This window comes from Bacillus sp. 2D03 (assembly GCF_003946765.1).
GTDB lineage: Bacteria > Bacillota > Bacilli > Bacillales > Bacillaceae_G > Bacillus_A > Bacillus_A cereus.
The window spans coordinates 624,359-645,414 of sequence record NZ_RPSJ01000001.1 but is presented as its reverse complement, the minus strand read 5'-3'; the positions used below and the strand labels follow the sequence as shown (position 1 = coordinate 645,414).

Here is a 21,056-nt window from a genome sequence, read left to right as displayed (position 1 = left end):
TTATTACTGTTAACAAGTGGTAATTGTGATAATTTAGAATTATATAAATTTAAGGGAAGGGGGATTGAATTGGGAAGAAAAAGTAAGCGGAGGAAGCGTAAAAAACAAAGAGGAGTAATAAGGAGTAAACATGAGTTAGTAGTTACGAAAAAGAGACCTAGGTCGAAATTTGAAAGTGGTTTAATAGATGCGGCGAATGTTATGTATTTTATTGTAATGAGTATTATTTTCATTAACTTAATTAAGTTACAAATTTCAAATTTATCTTTACATGTATTTGTACTTATTATTTTTCTTATGGTAGCTATTTCGGTACATGTTTTAGTTTTTGGAACATTACTATCAAATAATAAGAATGGTGGAAAAAAAGTACAAAAAAAGAAAAGAAATTCGTCTTATTATGCAAGCTCATCAAGTGGATTCGGTGACTACAGTAGCAATGACTGTAGTAGCTCAAGTGATGGCGGAGGAGATTGCGGAGGTGGAGGAGATTAAGTTAGTTTTTTAGAAGAACGACTAATGAAAGGATGGGACGAAAGATGGAAACTGTGAACTTAATAGAATTAACAAAGGATATTAAAGATCAACATAAAAATTTCGTCGTTTCAAATGTAAATAATCATTGCTTACGAATCGCTGTATTTACTGGCAAATATGATTGGCATTATCATTCTAATTCGGATGAATTATTCATTGTGCTAGAGGGAGAATTGCTTATCGATTTTGAAGATGGAGAAACAGCAGTTTTAAAGCCGAATGATTCTATTTTAATTCCAGCGTGTACGATTCATAGAACGAGAGCATTAAAGAGAACAGTAAATCTTTGTTTCGAAAATATAGAAGCTGATACGATTAAAGTGGAGCAGTTATGAAAAAATTATCTGTAGCCGAGTATAGAAAAATCATTCCGATTTTGGAAAGTAATACAAGAACGACGACATTTGCTTATGCGGTATGTGACCAAATGATAGATGGTGAGATTTTTGCCAACGAGAAGTTAACAGCAGGATTAATTCGTACAGTTAACGGTATCTATTATTTATTTGGTCATACGGATGATCAAAATTATAATGAAGATTTATTGATGTATTTAAAAATGGCTATTGAAAAAACAGAGAAGAGATTTACACTATTCGCTTCAAGTGAAGAGTGGGAAATGATGATTGAAGGGCGTTTTAGTAATGTACTTCGGAATATGCCACGAATGAAATTCCAAAGAGAAATCTTTGAAGAGCGAACACAAGATGCAAATAAAAATACATATGCAGTGAAGCGTATTGATAAAAGTGATATAGAACGAAGCAGTGAATTTACAGAGAAGTATTATAAAGAATATTGGGGATCAAAAGAACTATTTTTGAACGGTGGTTTCGGATTTTGTATAGAACAAGGTGGGATGATTATAGCTGAATGCGTCTCAATATTTAGAGGGAATAGTTTTGCTGAAATCGATATTGCTACGCATAAAGCATATCAAGGGAAAGGATTAGCTCAAGCTGTTGCGACACGGTTCATTGAACATTGCATGCAAAATGATATTATACCGAGCTGGGATTGTTATGTAGACAATATTCCTTCGCGAAAATTAGCTAGTAAATTAAGTTTTTATCATCCAATAGAATACAGTTTGTTTGTACGTAAGAAAACGGGGGAATAAAAATGAATGTAGAATTAACGAGATTTAAAGTTAAGCCTGGTAAGAGTCATCGAGTAGATGAATGGATGCAGCTTCTTAATGAAAATATGAAAGAAGTCCTTTTGACATTAAACGACGAAAAGATGTATGTTGAGACAATTTTCCGGGAAATAAGAGATGGAGAAGAGTACTTATATTGGTATTCTGTGCAAGGAGAAGGCGGAGCTCTTGTCGAAAATTCTCATTATGAAATCGATAAAAAGCACTTAGCGTTTTGGTATGAATGTATCGATGAAGAAGCACCATCTATTGATATGAAAACAGAAGTTGTTATGATTCAAGAGGTTGTGAGGGAAGCGATGGAATAATAGAGTAATATTTTGTGAACAAAAAACAGTCTTATTTTTATGCTGAAATATATATTATTGGAGATGCTATAGGATGAGAATTAGTAATAAATATATCACTCTCGATGAAATAGAGATAATAAGAGAATCCTTAAATAAATTGCATGAATATCATAATAATAAATCAAAATATTTTTCTGGCGATTACCCAAGAATGACATTTGAGGAACGTATTGAAAATTATAAAAAGAACTCAAAGTACGGAGAATATAGAATTGAATTATTGATTGAGTCAGAAACAGATAATATATTAGGATTTTGTATAGCGTATAGTAAAAGCGTAAGCGGAAAGATTGAAGTTTTATTTGTTGATGAAAAATACCGAAGAAACGGATTTGGTTTGAAATTAATGAATAGTGCAGTGGAATGGTTTAAAGCGAAGAAGATAGATGAAATTGAATTAACAGTAGTGTACGGAAATGAAGCTGTATCATTTTATGAAAAGCTGGGGTTTTATCCTCGTTCAATTATTATGGCAACTAAGTCATAACGATAGTATGGGGAGAGATGAGTGGGAGTTTTTGTTTCAAAAAAATGATTTATATTTTACTAAAGTATATGTGAGAGCACATCAAAATAAATGTGCTTTTTATTATGAAAAAATTTATAAAAGCTGCATTTGGATATCTTTAAGTGAAAATAAAGAGGGATATCGAGAATATTTTAGGATAAACTATAAAGTGAAACTTTAATCAGTGGGGGGCATCCCCCACTGATTATCAGCCCTCACCAATCGGGCTTTTATGGGCAGTCCGCCCCCCACCTAACTTCTTTGCTTCCGCTGAATTTTGATGTGGGGTCTTACTGCCCGTTAATGCGGGATAAAGAAATAAAAAACACCAAACCAAAAAACTTACAAATATACGGTGTAGTTGTAACAGGCAAAACAGAGGATTTACAAAGTTTACAAGGAGCACCATATATTAGGCTGCTGTTAGAGGTGTAACAGTTGAGAAATATCGATTACAAGTAATTAATGTGAATAATCAGAAAATTTATGTTATAATATGGGAAAAGGAGGTTTATATGAGGCAAATACATGGAGCAATTTATATTTACATAACAATGTTTTTCGTGGCGATATCCTATGGATTGGGGCACGTGTATTCGCATCCTATACTAACTTTTTTAAGCGGAGCATGTATGGCGTTTGCGCTTCTTGTCCACCTTTTCTCAGTTTGGATCGTGAAATTTCAATTAAATATTAGTGAAATAGAAGAAGGCACTTTTTGAGTGGCCTTCTTTTTTTAATAATATTTAAAGGAAGAAATAGACAATAAATAAGTGCTTTTGAATGGAGGGGGGCATTATGAAGAGAGCATTATTCTTTTTCATTAGTATTTTCTTTTTAGGAAGCTGTTCCATTTCGTATGTTACTTTTTCTAGCGAGAGCAAAAGTTGGACGGGACAATATAAAGGCCATATTAAGGATGATAGTGAAGATGGAATGTTTACATTTCAGTATAAGGGCGGAGATGGGAATACAGAATTTAAGAATTTAGAGATTGCTATTAATGGAGCCTTTAGTACAATGACACAAACGTCAGAAGTTCATAGAGGAGCAAAGGTTGAAATGAAGTCTTCTTGTGTAAGTTGCGCGCCTATCTCTAAAGATGAACCAATAGAGATTGTGATGAAATGGGATGATAAGTATGAGGAGAAGATGGTGCTAAATTTGAAATAGCCTAGAGTAAGGGGTTAAAAATGAATAGGCATATGAAAATTGTTATGTTTTTAAGTGTATTTCTAGTCGTATTATCAGCGTGTGATACAAAACAAGTAGAGCAAGTAACGGTAAAAGAAGGGTATATTATATTAAGAAATGACACGGTGTTTTTTGCCGATGATAAAACGTTTAAAACAAAAGTAGAGTTGCAACATTATATAGAACAACAAATGAATAAAGATCATCCAGCACATATAGTCTTGAGCTTTAAGGACAAAGACGCATATAAACAGTTAAAAACAGGGGATAAAATAAAAGTATGGTCTTCTCAAACACTTGAAAGCTATCCAGCAAAAATGATTGTAGAGAAATTTGAAATAGTAGAGAAATAAAAAAGGCAGCAATCAAGCTGCCTTTTTTATTATTTTACAAATTGTAATTCTTTCGGGAATTTCGTTAAAATTTCTGATCCGTCTTTTGTGATGTAAATATCATCTTCAATACGAACGCCACCTACGTTTGGTACATAAATACCAGGTTCGATTGTGAAGACCATACCTTCTTTTAATGGAGACTCGTTACCAGCTTTTACATCTGGATATTCGTGTACGCTAATTCCAAGTCCATGACCAAGTCGGTGCGGGAAGAAGTCTCCGTAACCTGCATCTGCGATAACAGAACGAGCAGCGTTATCGATTGCGCCAAGTGTAACACCTGGTTTACATGCTTCAACTGCTTGTAGTTGTCCAGCAAGTACAGTGTTGTAAATGCGAGTTTGCTCTTCAGAAATCTCACCGAATGCTACTGTACGTGTAATATCAGAGCAATAACCATCAATGATTACGCCTAAATCAAATAGTACGAAATCGCCGCGTTTCATTTTGTTTGCGCCAGGAATACCGTGTGGAAGAGCAGAGTTCGCACCTGCTAATACCATCGTATCAAATGACATTTTATGTATGCCTTTTGTTTTTAATTCGTGTTCAATAATTGCTAATACTTCTAGCTCGCTGCGGTTTTCTTTAATTGCATTTACACCAACTTCAACAGCATAGTCCGCCATTTGAGCTGCTTCGCGTAAAATAGAAAGTTCTTTTTCATCTTTAATTAAACGAAGTTCGCGAACTTTCTCCTCAGCTGATTTGAAAGCTGCATTTGGGAATAATTTCGTTAATTCTTCGTAGCGCTCTACGTTTAAATGTTCTTTTTCAATTGCAACTGCATTTGCATTGATGCCGCGGTCTTTAATTGCTTTTGCAATCATATCCCATGGTCTGTCAGTATCAGTAAATCCGATAATTTCATGTGCCCAGCCAGCGTTACGTGCTTGGCCTTCTTCCATTTTAGGGCAAATTAAAATAGGTTCTTTTTCTTGGAATACAAACATACCAAGAAGTCTTTCGTGTGGTTCACAGTGGAAGTTTGTCATGTAGAAGACGTTCGGTGTAGAAGTTAAGAACGCAGCTTCTACGTTTTTTTCTTTTAGCCATTGCATTAAATTTTCTAATCTAGCATTCATCGATTGGCACCCCCGAGATATTTAATTACAAATATAACTTTAACTCGGAAGAAAGCGTTATGACAAGTAAATAGATGTTAGAAAAGACAGGGGATTGAAAAATCATGTAGAATAAAAAGTGAGAATGTGAATAGGGGAGGAATGTAATAATGAAAGTATCTTATCATGGACATTCAGTTGTGAAAATTGAGGCGAATGAAAAAGTTATTTTAATTGACCCGTTTTTAACAGGTAATCCGAAAACAGATTTAAAAGCTGAAGATGTAAAAGTGGATGCAATCCTTTTATCGCATGGACACGGTGATCATGTTGGAGATACAGTAGAACTTGCGAAGAAAAATAATGCAGTTGTTGTAGCGCCATTTGAACTAGCAACATTTTTAAGTTGGCAAGGTGTAAATACACACCCGATGCATATTGGTGGTTCACATGAATTTGACTTCGGAAAAGTGAAGTTTACACAAGCATTCCACGGCTCTAGTTATATTGATGAAGCAAATAAGACGATTACATATACAGGTATGCCAGCAGGTATTTTATTTACAGCAGAAGAGAAAACTGTATACCACGCAGGAGATACTGCACTATTCTCTGATATGAAGTTAATTGGGGAATTAAATAAAGTTGATCTAGCATTTTTACCAATTGGTGATAATTTCACAATGGGACCAGAAGATGCTGTACTAGCGGCAAAATGGATTAATGCGAAAACTGTTGTACCGATGCATTATAATACGTTCCCAGTTATTGAACAAGATCCATATCAATTTGTAGAAAAGCTACAAAATTGTACAGGGAAAGTATTAGAAGCTGGAGAAAGTATTACACTATAGAAAAGAAACCCTTCATTTGAAAAAGAAAAGTGAAGGGTTTTTTATGTGTGTAGGACAGCTTTTAATGCTTGTATTTGTTTTGGTGATTCTTTTCTTTTGGTACGTGGTTGTTCAGGTGTTTCATTCAATTCCATTGCAACTTTTTTCCCATCTACGAAAGCTAAAAATACAGCACCTACAACCTCTAAAAATTTTTTCATCATGTGTTCGCTCCTTTGTTTTATTTCTTGTCTTAATTGTATAAGTAATTAAGTGTACGAACTATCGAATGAGATGACAATAGCATTACATTGTTGTAATAGAATGAATGGTGGAATGCAAGAGACATTTTGTTATAAAAAAAATAGTACAGGTATGCAAAGAGAGAGTGTAACAGTTTTGAAAATATAGTATACTAAAAGTACAACACATGAAGAATTTAGGGAAAAGAAAGTATGGTGAAACCATTTGGCTACCAAGCATAACCAAATTTTAGAACATATTAATAGCCTGCCAGTAGGCCATAAAATTTCTGTAAGACAAATCGCGAAAGATTTGAGTGTAAGTGAAGGGACAGCTTACCGTGCAATTAAAGATGCAGAAAATAAAGGATATGTTAGTACAATTGAACGTGTCGGAACAATTCGAATTGAACAGAAGAAGAAAGAGAATATCGAAAAACTGACATATGCAGAAGTCGTTAACATTGTCGATGGTCAAGTACTTGGGGGCAGAGAAGGACTATATAAAACATTAAATAAATTCGTAATCGGAGCTATGAAATTAGAAGCGATGATGCGCTATACAGAAGCTGGGAATTTACTCATTATTGGTAACCGTACGAACGCACATCAATTAGCGTTAGAAACTGGAGCCGCTGTATTAATTACGGGCGGATTTGATACGGAAGATCATGTGAAGAAATTAGCAGATGAATTAAAACTGCCGATTATTTCAAGTAGTTACGATACCTTTACAGTTGCAACGTTAATTAACCGTGCGATTTACGATCAGCTTATTAAGAAAGAAATTGTACTCGTTGAAGATATTTTAACGCCAATTGAAGAAACGTTATATTTAAAGCCGAGTGATACAGTGCAGCAATGGCATGCCTATAATGAAGAGACGATGCACGGAAGATATCCGATTGTTGATGAAAGTAACAAAGTGCTAGGAATCGTAACTTCAAAAGATATGATCGGAGTAGCGAAAGAAACACCAATTGATAAAGTAATGACAAAGCACCCAATTACAGTGAACGGTAAAATGTCTGTCGCAGCTGCGGCACGTATGATGGTGTGGGAAGGAATTGAATTACTTCCTGTCGTTGAGGAAGGAAATAAACTGCAAGGTATTATTAGCCGTCAAGATGTACTTCAGGCACTGCAAATGATTCAACGTCAGCCGCAAGTTGGAGAAACCATTGATGATATTGTAACGAATCAATTTATGACGCCAAAAGAAGCGAAGAATGAGCATCTATATCAATTTTCGGTGACGCCGCAAATGACGAACTCAATCGGAACGTTATCGTACGGTGTATTTGCAACAATTGTGACAGAAGCGACAAATCGCGTCATTCGTGCGCAAAAGAAAAGCGATTTAATTGTTGAAAACTTAACGATTTATTTCGTAAAGCCGGTTCAAATTGATAATGTTGTATCTGTTCATCCGAAAGTATTAGAAATTGGACGTAAATTTGGTAAGGTCGATGTAGAGGTGCATCATGAAGGTAATGTTGTTGGAAAAGCATTACTTATGGTTCAGTTAATCGATAAATAAAAAGATGGAACAAATCGTTTTGATTTGTTCCATCTTTTTTGTTGTTTTAAATTTGAAAGGCATGATTTTAGATGGGAGTTTTAGTGAAATATGTATGGGATGGAGTGGAAAAGTAACGTGAGAAAAGACAGAATAATAATTCAATTCAGTTGTATATTGTGTTATGATTATATTGTAAGAAAATGGAATTATGAAAGGTGGTATGCATTATGTCGTCAGCCGTACTTTTTTTTGGTAGTATCGCATTATTTTACTTTCTTGTAATGATACCTATTCAATATTTATATTTACAAGGTTTACATGAAAAAAAGGAAAAGACAGGATTATCTCAGCGAGAGCTATATAAAAAAATGTCTTTTGAAGAAGAACAATTACATTTTCATGTACAAGGTAACCCATTTAATATACCATCTGCGTTTGTTGCATATATGATTTTGAAAGTGAAGCAACATAAAAAAGCATCACAATATTGATGCTTTTTTATGTTGCTTCATAGACTTCGGCTTCTTTAACTGCTAATGGCAAGAAATGTTTGTATTGGCGAAACCCGTTAAATACACTTGCACTACCAAATAGAACGAATAAAACACCAACGATAATACGAGCGGTTGAAAGTTCTAAAAAGAATTGGTTTATCCCGAAAAATAAAACGAATGAACCGAGTGCCATTGCGGATTTTCCTGAGAGCCAACCTTTCTCCATTGGGCGGTTTGTACGAAAGTATTTTGTTTTGTAAAAGAGGTACAACATAAATGAGACGATAATACAGAAGACTAATACTGGCATAGTGAACACTCCCATCGCTTTATGAAAAATAATAGAAAAGAAAAAGAAATACCTGAACTTTCTAACTTTTATTATAAAGCAATTGTTCGCATGTATGAAATACTTTCCGTTATAATGGAGGATAAAGTGAAGAAGTTGATTAAAAAGGAGATTATACATATGCATGAGCAAATTTTAGAAGCAATTAAAGAGTTTGATACAATTATTATTCATCGCCACGTGCGTCCGGATCCAGATGCGTTAGGTTCACAGGGGGGGCTTGGTACAATTCTACAAGAATCGTTTCCAGAGAAAAATATTTATACGGTTGGGTACAATGAACCGTCACTAGCATACTTACGAGTAATGGATGATATTGAAGATAGTGTATACGAAAATGCGCTTGTTATTGTTTGTGATACTGCGAATCAAGAACGTGTTGACGATCAACGCTATACAAAAGGGAAGATGTTAATTAAAATTGATCATCATCCAAATGAAGATCCATATGGAGATATTACGTGGGTAGATACGACAGCGAGTTCTACAAGTGAGATGATTTATGAGTTTTATAACTATGGAAAAGATAAAGGATTAAAAATAACAAAAGAAGCAGCTCGCCTTATTTTAGCAGGAATTGTTGGAGATACAGGTCGTTTCTTATTCCCAAATACGACAGCAAAAACACTTCGTTACGTAAGTGAGCTTGTTGATATGGGTGTGAAATTCACAGATTTATACAATGAAATGTATAAGACAAAAGAAAAAATTGCTCGTTTAAACGGTTATATTTTACAAAACTTTACGATGGTAGAAGAAGGAGCAGCTTACATTAAATTAACGAAAGAAGTATTAGAAGAGTTTGATGTACTTCCTTCTGAAGCATCTGGTGTTGTTGGAGCGCTTGGCAATATTGATGGATTAAAGGCGTGGGTTCTATTTTTAGAGGAAGACGACGTAATTCGTGTTCGTCTTCGTTCAAAAGGACCAGTTATAAACAAATTAGCAATGCAATATAACGGCGGGGGGCATCCGATGGCTTCTGGTGCGAAGGCATCTTCTTGGGAAGAAGCGGATCGTCTTTTTGCTGATTTACGTGAGATTTGTAAATAAGAGACTATATGTTAGAACGAAAAGAAGGAGCGGTGCTAAAGCCCTCCTTCTTTATTTTTCTTTCTCTATAGTAATGCTAATTTCAAGCACTGTATCAAAAGATATTGTATCGACTTTAAAACGGTATAGCCGATCGTAATGTTTGTACGTTTTATTTTCGATTACCTTTTTAAGTAGGTCTTTATTTTTTGCGATACTTTGAATGTTTTTCGTTAAAAGATGTTGGAGATCATTATGGATAGATGTAGTCATATTTTCGAGTGTGAGATTGTCTAAAGCGTATTTTTCTCGATTGATAAGTTTTATTTTAATCTCTTGAATGGTTAAGAGCCGTTTATTTTCAGTGTTCAATTTTTCTTGATCTTCGAGAAGGACGTGGAGCTTTGCTTCTTGTTTTTCTATAATTTCTCTTTGTTCTGCTATTTTACTAGCTTGTTCTTCTTGAAAAACACCGTATATGTACAAAAAAATAAACCAGCTCAAAACGCCTCCAACAGCAGCCCCAGCTAATACTAAGTACCATCTTTTTGCTGTATTAGCACTTGGTACTCTCATACATGTTCCTGCGTTAGCCATTTAATAATAATGAGACCTGTTTGCATACCACCAGTTGCGAAAAAAATAAGGAGAATTTGTTTTACGATATCTTTCATATCTCCGCCAAAGAAACTTCTTTCAAAGCTATAAAAGGTATCGAATGTTCCGCCGATTGCTGCAACGAGTGCCCAAATTCTTAAATTTTGGGCGAATTGATTAATGTAAGTTAGAGCTGGTTTTCCAATAAGAAACGCACCAAATCCACCAATTAATGAACCGCCAAGTATAACCCCAAAGGCAATAAAATAACTAATAATAAGCAGAGAGAAAAAAGTATGTTCTCTTACATCCATCGTCATTCCCCTTTCTTCTTCATATATATGGACAAAGTATAAGAAGTATGTTTTGATTTCCGCTTTCCTCATCACCTATAATAAAAGTAGTCAAATAGGTAAAGAGAGGGTACAACAGTGAAGTTTGTGCATTTACAATGTCAAACCGTTTTTAGTTTATTAAAAAGTGCTTGTAAAATTGATGAGCTTGTAGTCAGGGCGAAAGAACTTGGTTTTTCATCGCTGGCTATTACGGATGAAAATGTTATGTATGGTGTTATTCCGTTTTATAAAGCATGTAAGAAACATGGTATACAGCCTGTTATTGGATTAACCGCTTCTATTTTTAGTGAAGAAGAAGAAAGGTCTTATCCGCTTGTATTACTTGCTGAGAATGAAATAGGCTACCAAAATTTATTAAAGATTTCTAGCAGTATTATGACAAAGTCCAAAGAAGGTATTCCTAAGAAGTGGCTTGCGCATTATGCGAAAGGATTAATTGCTATTTCACCAGGTAAAGATGGCGAAATTGAGCAATTATTACTAGAAGACAATGAGAGTCAGGCTGAAGAAGTAGCTCGCACGTATCAAAATATGTTCGGCCATTTTTATATGAGTTTGCAGCATCATGCGATTCAAGATGAGTTGCTTTTACAAGAGAAACTACCTGAATTTATTAGTAGGGTTAATATTTCAGTCGTTGCAACAAATGATGTGCGCTATATCAATCAAAGTGACGCGCTTGTTCACGAATGTTTACTATCTGTTGAAAGTGGAACGAAAATGACTGATCCAGATAGGCCGAGGCTGAAAACAGATCAGTATTATTTAAAGTCATCGGATGAAATGGAAGCACTATTTTCCCATGCGCCGGAAGCAATCCAAAATACAATAAAAATTGCAGAGCGTTGCCAAGTAGAAATACCGTTCCATGTAAATCAACTTCCGAAGTTTCCTGTTCCGTCTAATGAAACGAGTGATATATACTTGCGTCGTGTTTGTGAAGAAGGTTTGCGGAAACGATATGGTGAACCGAAAGAAGTGCATATAAAGCGTTTGGATCATGAATTAAATGTTATTTCTCGTATGGGATTTAGTGATTATTTCCTCATCGTATGGGATTTTATGAAGTATGCACATGAAAATTATATTCTAACAGGACCAGGTCGTGGATCGGCAGCTGGTTCACTCGTTTCATACGTATTAGAAATTACAGATATTGATCCAATTGAATACGATCTATTATTTGAAAGGTTTTTAAATCCTGAACGTGTGACGCTTCCCGATATTGATATTGATTTTCCAGACGTAAGACGTGATGAGATGATTCGCTATGTGAAAGATAAATACGGTCAGCTCCGTGTTGCGCAAATTGTAACGTTTGGTACGCTTGCAGCAAAAGCGGCAATTAGAGACATTGCCCGCGTAATGGGGCTTCCGCCGCGAGATATTGATATATTTTCAAAACTTATCCCATCAAAGCTTGGTATAACATTAAAAGATGCATATGAAGAATCACAATCACTTCGTGAGTTTATACAAGGGAATCTTTTGCATGAGCGTGTGTTTGAAATCGCAAAACGTGTAGAAGGTTTGCCACGTCATACGTCTATTCATGCGGCTGGTGTTATTATGAGTCAAGAACCGCTAACAGGCAGTGTAGCAATTCAAGAAGGACATAACGATGTTTATGTTACGCAATATCCAGCCGATGCGCTAGAAGAACTTGGGTTGCTTAAGATGGACTTTTTAGGATTACGTAATTTAACGTTACTTGAAAATATTATAAAATTTATCGCGAACAAAACAGGGAAAGAAATCGATATAAGAAACTTACCTCTTCAAGATGAAAAGACGTTCCAATTATTAGGAAGAGGAGATACAACAGGTGTATTCCAGCTTGAGTCAGGCGGTATGCGAAATGTACTTCGCGGGTTAAAACCGAATGAGTTTGAAGATATCGTAGCTGTTAACTCGTTATACAGACCAGGACCGATGGAACAGATACCGACTTTTATTGAATCGAAACATGGAAAAAGAAAAATCGAATATTTACATCCGGATTTAAAGCCAATTTTAGAAAGAACATACGGCGTCATTGTATACCAAGAACAAATTATGCAAATTGCATCGAAGTTAGCAGGGTTTTCGCTTGGAGAAGCAGATTTACTGCGCCGTGCGGTGAGTAAAAAAAATCGTGATATTTTAGATCAGGAACGTAAGCATTTTGTCCAAGGATGTTTGGGAAATGGATACAATGAGACATCCGCAGAGAAAATTTATGATTTAATTGTAAGATTTGCGAATTACGGTTTTAACCGAAGTCACGCTGTAGCTTACAGTATGATTGGATATCAGCTTGCCTATTTGAAAGCGAACTATACGCTGGAATTTATGACGGCATTATTATCAAGCGCAATTGGAAATGAAGATAAGATTGTACAGTATATACGAGAAACGAAGCGGAAAGGTTTTCACGTTTTGCCGCCGTCTCTTCAGAGAAGTGGTTATAACTTCCAAATAGAAGGGAATGCGATACGTTACAGTTTACTTTCGATCCGAAATATTGGAATGGCTACAGTGACGGCATTATTAGAAGAACGAGAGAAAAAAATGTTCGAAGATTTATTTGAATTTTGTCTCCGTATGCCGTCAAAGTTCGTAACGGAGCGTAATTTAGAAGCTTTCGTCTGGTCGGGATGTTTTGATGATTTTGGTGTTTCGAGAACGAATTTATGGAAAAGTATTAAAGGGGCGTTAGAGTACGCGAATCTCGCACGTGATTTAGGAGATGCTGTTCCAAAATCAAAATATGTACAAGGAGAAGAGCTATCTTTTATTGAACAACTAAATAAAGAGAAGGAAGCACTTGGCTTTTATTTATCAAGTTATCCGACAGCGCAGTATGTGAAGTTAGCAAAAGAATTAGAAATTCCATCTCTCGCTCAGGCGATGCGACACAAGAAAAAAGTACAAAGAGCGATTGTGTATATAACAAGTGTTAGAGTGATTCGTACGAAAAAGTTTCAAAAGATGGCATTTATTACATTCTGTGATCAAAATGATGAAATGGAAGCGGTCCTCTTCCCGGAAACGTATATACATTTCTCGGATAAGTTGCAAGAAGGAGCAATTGTTTTAGTTGACGGTACGATTGAGCTAAGAAATCATAAGCTTCAATGGATTGTAAATGGACTATATCCGCTAGAGGAAATGGATGTTTATGAAGAAAAGAAAGACGCATCTGTTTACGTGAAATTGCCATCTCAGTATGAGAAAAAGCTTTTAAATCGGGTTACGAAAATATTGTTCGACTATTCAGGTTTTGCGAAAGTACTAATTTATTATGAAAAGGAACATAAAATGGTACAATTATCTCGGAGTTTATCGATTCATCCAAGTGAAGAATGTTTAGGAGCACTTCGTGAAATTGTCGGGGAAGAAAATGTAGTTGTGAAAATATAATGGACAATTTCCCTACACTTCGATTATTATAGTAGTAGTGTTCGTGGTCAGACCACTTGGAGAAATTGATATCAGCAAGAATAATTTGAGGAGAGTGGATAGTTTGTCAACACTTCGTGAAGAAGCACTTCACATGCATAAAGTGCATCAAGGAAAATTAGAAACTGTATCAAAAGTAAAAGTAGAAAATGCAAAAGATTTAAGTCTTGCATATTCTCCAGGGGTTGCAGAACCTTGTAAAGAAATTTATGACGATAAAAGTAAGGTATATGAATATACGATGAAGGGAAATATGGTAGCAGTTGTGACAGATGGAACAGCTGTACTTGGTCTTGGTAACATTGGACCTGAAGCATCTCTTCCAGTAATGGAAGGTAAAGCTGTATTATTCAAGAGCTTTGCTGGTGTAGATGCATTCCCAATTGCCTTAAATACAAACGATGTAGATAAAATTGTTGAAACTGTAAAATTAATGGAGCCAACTTTTGGCGGCGTTAACTTAGAAGATATCGCAGCACCAAACTGCTTCATTATTGAAGAGCGTTTGAAAAAAGAAACAAATATTCCTATCTTCCATGATGATCAACACGGAACAGCTATTGTAACAGTAGCAGGTCTTGTAAATGCACTGAAATTAGTTGGAAAGAAAATGTCTGACATTAAAGTTGTCGCAAATGGCGCAGGTGCAGCAGGTATTGCAATTATTAAACTTTTATATCGCTATGGTGTACGCGACATTATTATGTGTGACCGTAAAGGCGCAATCTATGATGGTCGTCCTACAGGTATGAATCCGGTGAAGGATGAAGTTGCAAAATATACAAATAAGAATCGTATAGAAGGTTCTTTAGCTGATGTTGTACAAGGTGCGGACGTATTCATTGGTGTATCTGCAGAAGGTGCATTAACAGAAGAGATGGTTCGTACAATGAATGACGATGCGATTATTTTTGCAATGGCGAATCCAGTTCCAGAAATTATGCCAGAATTGGCAAAAGCAGCGGGCGCAGCTGTTGTTGGAACAGGTCGTTCTGACTTCCCGAACCAAGTAAATAATGTACTGGCGTTCCCTGGTATTTTCCGCGGTGCACTTGACGTACATGCGACACAAATTAACGAAGAAATGAAGATGGCAGCTGTACAGGCTATTGCTGAGCTTGTAGCAGAAGATGAGTTAAATGCAGACTATATCATTCCGGCACCATTTGACGCGCGTGTAGCGCCTCAAGTAGCGGCTTACGTTGCAAAAGCAGCAATGGAGACAGGAGTAGCTCGCCGTCAAGTAGATCCAAATGAGATCGCTGAAAAAACAAAACAATTAGCGCTGATTGGTAAAGAATAAGCGAGGAATTTCCATTGACATCATCAAATACAAAAGTATATCTCGAAATTGTAAAAAAAATCCGTTCCATTATGGAAGAGGATGGATTGGTGGCGGGGGATCGTTTGCCGTCTGAGCGTGAGTTAAGTTCACGCTTAAACGTAGGACGTTCCTCTGTAAGAGAAGCATTGCGTGCTTTAGAACTGGTAGGATTGATTGAAACGAGACGTGGTGAAGGGACGTTTATTCGAAACTTTTATGATAACGGTCTTGTACAATTAATTGCTCCGTTCTTATTGCAAGATGAGAAAACAATTCGTGATTTATTACAAACGAAACGGTTACTCGAGAAAGATATGATTCGAATTGTATGTAATTTACCGAAAGAAACGTTTTCTAAAGTGCTAAGTAAATTACATCAAGTGCTCGAAGGAAACGAAAACTCAATTCCAATGCTTCATCAAACGTTCTTTAAAACACTTATTGAACAAGTCGATAATTATTTACTATATCGCATTTGGATGATCGTAAATGATTACGTATCAACGCTTTCTTGTAAAGTTTCAAGAGATTCTATCGATATGTATAGAAAGCTTTACGCTACTTTGGAAGAAAAACAAGAAAATGATGCACTAAAAATTTACGATGAATTAGTAGAGAATATACAGTTTCACTCGTAATGTATAAAATTTGTCGAAATGACCATGACACGTTATGACAAACATTCTACCGCGTAGCGGTTAAAGTTAAACGTAAAGAGTGAGGTTATTAGACAGATTGAGAAGATAAGGCTAACATCAAACTTTGGTGTTAGCCCCATTTTCTTCTTACGCTAACCTTAGCTCTCAACGAAGGGGGTCAAATTGTGCTAAGAGATTTATTCGTGAAAAAGAAAAAGTACGCTGCAATACCTTCAGAACAAGTACGAAAAGATGTACCAGATGGCGTTATGACAAAATGTCCGGAATGTAAAAAAATCATGTATACGAAAGAACTTCTAAAAAATTTAAAAGTATGTGTGAATTGTGGATATCATCATCCTATGAATGCATGGGAACGTCTTGATAGTATATTGGACGAAGGGTCATTCCGTGAGTATGACAAAGAAATGGTTTCATTAAATCCACTCGAGTTTCCAGGTTATGAAGAGAAACTAGAGAGCGATCGTAAGAAGACTGAATTGAACGAAGCGGTTGTAACTGGTGAAGGAACAATTGATGACATGCTTGTTGTTGTTGCAGTAATGGATTCTCGTTTTCGAATGGGGAGCATGGGCTCTGTAGTAGGAGAAAAAATCGCCCGTGCGGTTGAAAAGGCGTACGACTTACAAGTTCCATTTATTATCTTTACTGCTTCGGGTGGTGCCCGTATGCAAGAAGGGATATTAAGTTTAATGCAAATGGCAAAAACAAGCGTAGCTTTGAAAAAGCATAGTAATGCAGGAGGATTATTTATTTCTGTTATGACTCACCCAACGACGGGCGGGGTTTCAGCGAGTTTCGCTTCACTTGGTGATTATAATCTTGCAGAACCAGGTGCACTTATCGGATTTGCTGGTAGACGTGTAATTGAACAAACGGTGCGTGAGAAACTACCGGAAGATTTCCAAACGGCAGAATTCTTACTAGATCATGGTCAATTAGATGCGGTGGTGCATCGTGATGATATGAGAGAATCGCTTCGCAAGATTTTAGAAGTTCATCAAGGAGGGGAAATGGCTGTATGGCAGAGCTAGAATTTGAAAAACCAGTTGTTGAGCTAAGAAATAAGATTCGTGAACTGAAAGACTATACGAAAAACAGCCAGATGGACTTCAGTGAGGAGATTCGTATTTTGGAAGAAAAGCTAGAAAATTTAGAGGAAGATATATACGGCAATCTAAAAGTATGGGACCGTGTTCAAATTGCTCGTCATGCAGAACGACCGACAACGCTCGATTATATTGAGCACTTATTTACTGATTTTTTCGAATGTCATGGAGATCGTCTATTTGGCGATGATGCAGCGATTGTCGGCGGCATTGCGAAATATAAAGGGATGCCTGTAACTGTAATTGGGCATCAGCGCGGAAAAGATACGAAAGAAAATATTCGCCGTAACTTTGGAATGCCTCATCCAGAAGGATATCGAAAAGCACTGCGTCTCATGAAACAAGCGGAAAAGTTTAATCGTCCTATTATTTGTTTCATCGATACGAAGGGAGCTTATCCTGGTAAAGCAGCTGAAGAACGTGGACAAAGTGAAGCTATTGCCCGCAACCTATTTGAGATGGCAGGTTTAACGGTACCAGTTATTTGTATCGTTATTGGTGAAGGCGGTAGTGGTGGTGCGCTAGGTCTTGGAGTAGGAGATTACATTCATATGCTAGAAAATTCCACTTATTCTGTTATTACACCAGAGGGTGCAGCGGCAATTCTTTGGAAAGATGCAGGAAAAGCAAAGGAAGCTGCAGAGGCAATGAAAATTACAGCAGCAGATTTGAAAGAATTAGGTGTAATTGACGAAATTATTCCAGAAGCAAGAGGCGGAGCTCACCGTAATATTTTGAAACAGTCAGAAAATATAGATTTAATGATTCGAAAAACTTTTGAACAATTAAACGGAATTTCGAAAGATGAATTAATCGAAAAACGTTATGAAAAATATATGAAAATTGGGCAAGTTTCGTTTTCAAACGCTTCCATTTGGATAAAATAAGAAAAGCGTGCGTTCCACTTCGCGAATGCACGTTTTTATTATGAAAAGACACATCTTCTCCATTGTATTTTTATATTTTTTCGTGTTATTTTATTATAAGGCAAATAATCTTTATGAGGTGAGTACAAATGAAACGTATTGGTGTATTAACAAGTGGTGGAGATTCACCTGGTATGAATGCTGCCATTCGTGCAGTTGTTCGTAAAGCGATTTTCCATGATATTGAAGTATATGGTATTTACCATGGATACGCTGGATTAATTTCTGGTCACATTGAAAAATTAGAACTTGGTTCTGTTGGCGATATTATCCACCGCGGTGGTACAAAATTATATACAGCAAGATGTCCTGAGTTTAAAGATCCAGAAGTACGACTAAAAGGTATCGAGCAATTAAAGAAACACGGTATCGAAGGACTTGTTGTTATTGGTGGAGATGGTTCTTACCAAGGCGCTAAAAAATTAACTGAACAAGGATTCCCATGTGTTGGTGTACCAGGTACAATCGACAATGATATCCCTGGAACAGACTTCACAATTGGTTTCGATACAGCTTTAAACACTGTTATTGATGCAATTGATAAAATTCGTGACACAGCTACATCTCATGAACGTACATATGTTATCGAAGTAATGGGACGTCACGCTGGTGATATCGCATTATGGGCTGGTTTAGCTGATGGTGCGGAAACAATCTTAATTCCAGAAGAAGAGTATGATATGGATGATGTTATCGCTCGTCTGAAGCGTGGTAGTGAACGTGGTAAAAAACACAGTATTATCGTTGTAGCTGAAGGTGTTGGAAGTGCAATTGACATCGGTAAGCACATTGAAGAAGCAACAAACTTTGATACTCGTGTAACTGTATTAGGTCACGTACAACGTGGTGGATCACCAAGTGCACAAGACCGTGTATTAGCAAGTCGTCTTGGCGCAAGAGCAGTTGAATTGTTAATTGCTGGTAAAGGTGGACGTTGTGTAGGTATTCAAGATAACAAACTTGTTGATCATGATATTATCGAAGCGTTAGCTCAAAAGCATACAATCGATAAAGATATGTATCAATTATCTAAAGAATTATCCATCTAATCGGCGTAATGTCAGATATTTGGGAACGGTTTCATAATTTTCGGAGGTGCAATATGCGTAAAACTAAAATTGTATGTACTATAGGTCCTGCTAGTGAAAGTATTGAAAAATTAGAGCAATTAATCGAAGCAGGTATGAACGTTGCTCGTTTAAACTTCTCTCATGGTAGCCATGAAGAGCACGGAGCTCGTATTAAAAACATTCGTGAAGCTTCAAAGAAAACTGGTAAAACAGTTGGTATCTTACTTGATACAAAAGGTCCAGAAATCCGTACTCACGACTTCGTAGACGGACAAGCTGAGCTTGTAACAGGTGCAGAAGTAGTTCTTTCTACTGAGCAAGTATTAGGTACTGCAGAGAAGTTCTCTGTATCTTATGCTGGTCTTTATGACGATGTAGACCCAGGTTCTCGTATTCTAATCGATGACGGTCTTATCGAACTAGAAGTAATCGAAAAAGCTGACGGAAACATCCGTACAAAAGTTCTTAACAGCGGAACTGTAAAAAATAAAAAAGGTGTTAACGTACCAAACGTAAGCATTAAGCTTCCTGGTATCACTGAAAAAGACGTAAAAGATATCATCTTCGGTATCGAGCAAAAAGTTGATTTCATTGCAGCTTCATTCGTACGTAAAGCGTCTGACGTATTAGAAATCCGTGAATTATTAGAAGAGCATAACGCTCAATACATCCAAATTGTACCAAAAATCGAAAACCAAGAAGGTATCGACAACATCGATTCAATCTTAGAAGTTTCTGACGGTTTAATGGTAGCTCGTGGTGACATGGGTGTAGAAATTCCACCAGAAGAAGTACCGTTAGTACAAAAACGTCTAATTAAAAAATGTAACGTGTTAGGTAAACCAGTTATTACTGCAACACAAATGTTAGATTCTATGCAACGTAACCCACGTCCAACTCGTGCGGAAGCAAGTGACGTAGCTAACGCAATCTTCGATGGTACAGATGCAATCATGCTTTCAGGTGAAACAGCTGCTGGACAATACCCAGTAGAAGCGGTAACAATGATGGCTAACATTGCGGTACGTGTTGAAAAATCATTACAATATGAAGATATGTTCAAAAAACGTATTAAAGAGTTCACTCCAACAATTACAGATGCAATTAGCCAATCTGTTGCGCATACAGCACTTGCTCTTGATGTAGCTGCAATCGTAGCTCCAACAGAAAGTGGATATACTGCGAAAATGATCTCTAAATACCGTCCAAAATCTCCAATCGTAGCTGTAACATCTGACGAGCAAGTAGGACGTCGTCTTGCACTTGTTTGGGGTGTACAAGCATTTATGGCTGAGAAGCGCGCAGCTTCAACTGACGAAATGTTAGATACAGCAATTCAAACAGGTATGGATGCAGGTCTAATCGGACTTGGAGATACTGTAGTGATTACTGCGGGTGTTCCAGTTGCTGAAACTGGTACAACAAACTTAATGAAAATCCACGTTGTTGGTGAAGAAATTGCTAAAGGACAAGGAATCGGTCGTAAAGCTGCAAAAGGTAAAGTAGTTGTAGCAAAAACAGCTGCTGAAGCTGTAGCGAACGTAAACGAAGGTGATATCCTTGTTACAACAAGCACTGATAAAGATATGATTCCTGCAATCGAAAAAGCTGCGGCTTTAGTTGTAGAAGAAGGTGGCTTAACAAGCCATGCAGCTGTTGTAGGCGTATCAATCGGTATTCCTGTTATCGTTGGTGTAAACGGCGTAACAGCAACTTTAAAAAATGGCCAAGAAGTAACAGTTGATGCAGCACGCGGAATTGTTTATAATGGACATGCGGAAGTGCTATAAGTAATACGGAGAGAAGGATCGGAGTCCTTCTCTTTTTTTTTTTTTACACAAAAACGAGATAGAATTAGCTTAAAGCGCCTAGAATTGCTTTTAAAAGCTGTTTGT

Annotated in this window: 24 protein-coding genes and 1 pseudogene; 20 read left to right on the top strand and 5 right to left on the bottom strand. The window is 36.6% G+C overall.

Going from position 1 to position 21,056, the window contains the following annotated elements; genetic code table 11:
- Nucleotides 1–69 precede the first annotated feature (69 nt).
- From EBQ15_RS03610 to EBQ15_RS03570, 9 genes and pseudogenes are all read left to right on the top strand, one after another.
- Nucleotides 70–495 carry a hypothetical protein gene (locus EBQ15_RS03610; RefSeq protein ID WP_000532860.1) on the top strand — a complete coding sequence of 142 codons (426 nt, stop codon included), beginning with the start codon at nucleotides 70–72 and terminating at the stop codon, nucleotides 493–495.
- A 44-nt stretch (nucleotides 496–539) separates the two neighbouring features.
- Nucleotides 540–872 carry a cupin domain-containing protein gene (locus tag EBQ15_RS03605; RefSeq protein WP_000450928.1) on the top strand — a complete coding sequence of 111 codons (333 nt, stop codon included), beginning with the start codon at nucleotides 540–542 and terminating at the stop codon, nucleotides 870–872.
- On the top strand, nucleotides 869–1,657 hold the full coding sequence (locus EBQ15_RS03600; protein WP_000736725.1) for a GNAT family N-acetyltransferase: 789 nt from the start codon (nucleotides 869–871) through the stop codon (nucleotides 1,655–1,657). Before EBQ15_RS03605 ends, EBQ15_RS03600 begins: the two co-directional genes overlap by 4 nt.
- Nucleotides 1,658–1,659: 2 nt before the next feature.
- Nucleotides 1,660–2,004, top strand: coding sequence for a DUF6176 family protein (locus EBQ15_RS03595; RefSeq protein ID WP_001100215.1), 345 nt, complete (start codon nucleotides 1,660–1,662; stop codon nucleotides 2,002–2,004).
- 73 nt (nucleotides 2,005–2,077) lie between these two features.
- Nucleotides 2,078–2,533, top strand: a complete 456-nt coding sequence (locus tag EBQ15_RS03590) for a GNAT family N-acetyltransferase (RefSeq protein WP_001222922.1) — start codon at nucleotides 2,078–2,080, stop codon at nucleotides 2,531–2,533.
- 333 nt (nucleotides 2,534–2,866) lie between these two features.
- Nucleotides 2,867–3,003: pseudogene (locus EBQ15_RS03585) on the top strand (anti sigma factor C-terminal domain-containing protein); the annotation flags it as partial.
- Nucleotides 3,004–3,069: 66 nt separating this feature from the next.
- Complete coding sequence (locus EBQ15_RS03580) at nucleotides 3,070–3,276, top strand: hypothetical protein (RefSeq protein WP_001248905.1); 207 nt, start codon at nucleotides 3,070–3,072, stop codon at nucleotides 3,274–3,276.
- Between the two features lie 76 nt (nucleotides 3,277–3,352).
- Entirely contained in the window at nucleotides 3,353–3,727 is a 375-nt protein-coding gene (locus EBQ15_RS03575) for a hypothetical protein (protein ID WP_000816710.1), read from the top strand.
- 20 nt (nucleotides 3,728–3,747) lie between these two features.
- Nucleotides 3,748–4,101 carry a DUF3221 domain-containing protein gene (locus EBQ15_RS03570; RefSeq protein ID WP_001079375.1) on the top strand — a complete coding sequence of 118 codons (354 nt, stop codon included), beginning with the start codon at nucleotides 3,748–3,750 and terminating at the stop codon, nucleotides 4,099–4,101.
- A gap of 29 nt (nucleotides 4,102–4,130) precedes the next feature.
- On the opposite strand, the gene pepQ is transcribed toward EBQ15_RS03570, so the two are convergent.
- Nucleotides 4,131–5,228, bottom strand: a complete 1,098-nt coding sequence (pepQ, locus tag EBQ15_RS03565; RefSeq protein WP_000994040.1) for a Xaa-Pro dipeptidase — start codon at nucleotides 5,226–5,228, stop codon at nucleotides 4,131–4,133.
- Between the two features lie 149 nt (nucleotides 5,229–5,377).
- Between pepQ and EBQ15_RS03560 the strand changes: the two genes are divergently transcribed.
- Complete coding sequence (locus EBQ15_RS03560; protein WP_000868918.1) at nucleotides 5,378–6,061, top strand: metal-dependent hydrolase; 684 nt, start codon at nucleotides 5,378–5,380, stop codon at nucleotides 6,059–6,061.
- 41 nt (nucleotides 6,062–6,102) lie between these two features.
- On the opposite strand, the gene EBQ15_RS31015 is transcribed toward EBQ15_RS03560, so the two are convergent.
- Nucleotides 6,103–6,264, bottom strand: coding sequence for a hypothetical protein (locus tag EBQ15_RS31015; protein WP_000976017.1), 162 nt, complete (start codon nucleotides 6,262–6,264; stop codon nucleotides 6,103–6,105).
- A gap of 244 nt (nucleotides 6,265–6,508) precedes the next feature.
- Between EBQ15_RS31015 and EBQ15_RS03555 the strand changes: the two genes are divergently transcribed.
- Together EBQ15_RS03555 and EBQ15_RS03550 are read left to right on the top strand one after the other, a co-directional pair.
- Nucleotides 6,509–7,822, top strand: a complete 1,314-nt coding sequence (locus EBQ15_RS03555) for a CBS domain-containing protein (protein ID WP_000201592.1) — start codon at nucleotides 6,509–6,511, stop codon at nucleotides 7,820–7,822.
- Between the two features lie 209 nt (nucleotides 7,823–8,031).
- Nucleotides 8,032–8,295: a DUF3949 domain-containing protein gene (locus EBQ15_RS03550; RefSeq protein ID WP_000093047.1), complete on the top strand. Its 264-nt coding sequence runs from the start codon at nucleotides 8,032–8,034 to the stop codon at nucleotides 8,293–8,295.
- A gap of 7 nt (nucleotides 8,296–8,302) precedes the next feature.
- Here the strand turns inward: EBQ15_RS03550 and EBQ15_RS03545 are convergent, their stop codons facing one another.
- Nucleotides 8,303–8,608 (bottom strand): YtpI family protein, encoded by a 306-nt coding sequence (locus EBQ15_RS03545; protein ID WP_001144776.1) that lies wholly within the window; start codon nucleotides 8,606–8,608, stop codon nucleotides 8,303–8,305.
- Nucleotides 8,609–8,767: 159 nt separating this feature from the next.
- Between EBQ15_RS03545 and EBQ15_RS03540 the strand changes: the two genes are divergently transcribed.
- Complete coding sequence (locus tag EBQ15_RS03540) at nucleotides 8,768–9,700, top strand: DHH family phosphoesterase (protein ID WP_033683965.1); 933 nt, start codon at nucleotides 8,768–8,770, stop codon at nucleotides 9,698–9,700.
- Nucleotides 9,701–9,751: 51 nt separating this feature from the next.
- Here the strand turns inward: EBQ15_RS03540 and ytrI are convergent, their stop codons facing one another.
- Complete coding sequence (gene ytrI / locus EBQ15_RS03535; RefSeq protein ID WP_001265734.1) at nucleotides 9,752–10,255, bottom strand: sporulation membrane protein YtrI; 504 nt, start codon at nucleotides 10,253–10,255, stop codon at nucleotides 9,752–9,754.
- Nucleotides 10,252–10,665, bottom strand: a complete 414-nt coding sequence (locus EBQ15_RS03530; RefSeq protein WP_002005839.1) for a YtrH family sporulation protein — start codon at nucleotides 10,663–10,665, stop codon at nucleotides 10,252–10,254. The genes ytrI and EBQ15_RS03530 overlap by 4 nt, the downstream gene beginning before the upstream one ends.
- Before the next feature lie 42 nt (nucleotides 10,666–10,707).
- Between EBQ15_RS03530 and dnaE the strand changes: the two genes are divergently transcribed.
- The 7 genes from dnaE (at nucleotide 10,708) to pyk (ending at nucleotide 20,951) form a co-directional block, all read left to right on the top strand.
- Nucleotides 10,708–14,034, top strand: coding sequence for a DNA polymerase III subunit alpha (gene dnaE, locus EBQ15_RS03525; RefSeq protein WP_000673736.1), 3,327 nt, complete (start codon nucleotides 10,708–10,710; stop codon nucleotides 14,032–14,034).
- A gap of 133 nt (nucleotides 14,035–14,167) precedes the next feature.
- Nucleotides 14,168–15,376 carry an NADP-dependent malic enzyme gene (gene ystJ, locus EBQ15_RS03520; protein ID WP_161508111.1) on the top strand — a complete coding sequence of 403 codons (1,209 nt, stop codon included), beginning with the start codon at nucleotides 14,168–14,170 and terminating at the stop codon, nucleotides 15,374–15,376.
- Between the two features lie 14 nt (nucleotides 15,377–15,390).
- Nucleotides 15,391–16,035: a FadR/GntR family transcriptional regulator gene (locus EBQ15_RS03515; protein ID WP_000204439.1), complete on the top strand. Its 645-nt coding sequence runs from the start codon at nucleotides 15,391–15,393 to the stop codon at nucleotides 16,033–16,035.
- Nucleotides 16,036–16,220: 185 nt separating this feature from the next.
- Nucleotides 16,221–17,090 (top strand): acetyl-CoA carboxylase, carboxyltransferase subunit beta, encoded by an 870-nt coding sequence (gene accD / locus EBQ15_RS03510; protein WP_000942856.1) that lies wholly within the window; start codon nucleotides 16,221–16,223, stop codon nucleotides 17,088–17,090.
- Complete coding sequence (gene accA / locus EBQ15_RS03505; RefSeq protein WP_000818804.1) at nucleotides 17,078–18,052, top strand: acetyl-CoA carboxylase carboxyl transferase subunit alpha; 975 nt, start codon at nucleotides 17,078–17,080, stop codon at nucleotides 18,050–18,052. Before accD ends, accA begins: the two co-directional genes overlap by 13 nt.
- Before the next feature lie 128 nt (nucleotides 18,053–18,180).
- Nucleotides 18,181–19,140 carry a 6-phosphofructokinase gene (pfkA, locus tag EBQ15_RS03500; protein WP_000821157.1) on the top strand — a complete coding sequence of 320 codons (960 nt, stop codon included), beginning with the start codon at nucleotides 18,181–18,183 and terminating at the stop codon, nucleotides 19,138–19,140.
- A 53-nt stretch (nucleotides 19,141–19,193) separates the two neighbouring features.
- Nucleotides 19,194–20,951, top strand: a complete 1,758-nt coding sequence (gene pyk, locus EBQ15_RS03495; RefSeq protein WP_001232673.1) for a pyruvate kinase — start codon at nucleotides 19,194–19,196, stop codon at nucleotides 20,949–20,951.
- The last annotated feature ends 105 nt before the right edge of the window (nucleotides 20,952–21,056 follow it).

What these genes read in the sequence shown, in the direction of transcription:
- EBQ15_RS03605 (WP_000450928.1), top strand. Translation starts at nt 540, where the DNA reads ATGGAAACTGTGAACTTAATAGAATTAACAAAGGATATTAAAGATCAA.
- EBQ15_RS03600 (WP_000736725.1), top strand. Translation starts at nt 869, where the DNA reads ATGAAAAAATTATCTGTAGCCGAGTATAGAAAAATCATTCCGATTTTG.
- EBQ15_RS03595 (WP_001100215.1), top strand. Translation starts at nt 1,660, where the DNA reads ATGAATGTAGAATTAACGAGATTTAAAGTTAAGCCTGGTAAGAGTCAT.
- EBQ15_RS03590 (WP_001222922.1), top strand. Translation starts at nt 2,078, where the DNA reads ATGAGAATTAGTAATAAATATATCACTCTCGATGAAATAGAGATAATA.
- EBQ15_RS03580 (WP_001248905.1), top strand. Translation starts at nt 3,070, where the DNA reads ATGAGGCAAATACATGGAGCAATTTATATTTACATAACAATGTTTTTC.
- EBQ15_RS03575 (WP_000816710.1), top strand. Translation starts at nt 3,353, where the DNA reads ATGAAGAGAGCATTATTCTTTTTCATTAGTATTTTCTTTTTAGGAAGC.
- EBQ15_RS03570 (WP_001079375.1), top strand. Translation starts at nt 3,748, where the DNA reads ATGAATAGGCATATGAAAATTGTTATGTTTTTAAGTGTATTTCTAGTC.
- pepQ (WP_000994040.1), bottom strand. Translation starts at nt 5,228, where the DNA reads ATGAATGCTAGATTAGAAAATTTAATGCAATGGCTAAAAGAAAAAAAC.
- EBQ15_RS03560 (WP_000868918.1), top strand. Translation starts at nt 5,378, where the DNA reads ATGAAAGTATCTTATCATGGACATTCAGTTGTGAAAATTGAGGCGAAT.
- EBQ15_RS31015 (WP_000976017.1), bottom strand. Translation starts at nt 6,264, where the DNA reads ATGATGAAAAAATTTTTAGAGGTTGTAGGTGCTGTATTTTTAGCTTTC.
- EBQ15_RS03550 (WP_000093047.1), top strand. Translation starts at nt 8,032, where the DNA reads ATGTCGTCAGCCGTACTTTTTTTTGGTAGTATCGCATTATTTTACTTT.
- EBQ15_RS03545 (WP_001144776.1), bottom strand. Translation starts at nt 8,608, where the DNA reads ATGCCAGTATTAGTCTTCTGTATTATCGTCTCATTTATGTTGTACCTC.
- EBQ15_RS03540 (WP_033683965.1), top strand. Translation starts at nt 8,768, where the DNA reads ATGCATGAGCAAATTTTAGAAGCAATTAAAGAGTTTGATACAATTATT.
- ytrI (WP_001265734.1), bottom strand. Translation starts at nt 10,255, where the DNA reads ATGAGAGTACCAAGTGCTAATACAGCAAAAAGATGGTACTTAGTATTA.
- ystJ (WP_161508111.1), top strand. Translation starts at nt 14,168, where the DNA reads ATGCATAAAGTGCATCAAGGAAAATTAGAAACTGTATCAAAAGTAAAA.
- accA (WP_000818804.1), top strand. Translation starts at nt 17,078, where the DNA reads ATGGCAGAGCTAGAATTTGAAAAACCAGTTGTTGAGCTAAGAAATAAG.
- pfkA (WP_000821157.1), top strand. Translation starts at nt 18,181, where the DNA reads ATGAAACGTATTGGTGTATTAACAAGTGGTGGAGATTCACCTGGTATG.
- pyk (WP_001232673.1), top strand. Translation starts at nt 19,194, where the DNA reads ATGCGTAAAACTAAAATTGTATGTACTATAGGTCCTGCTAGTGAAAGT.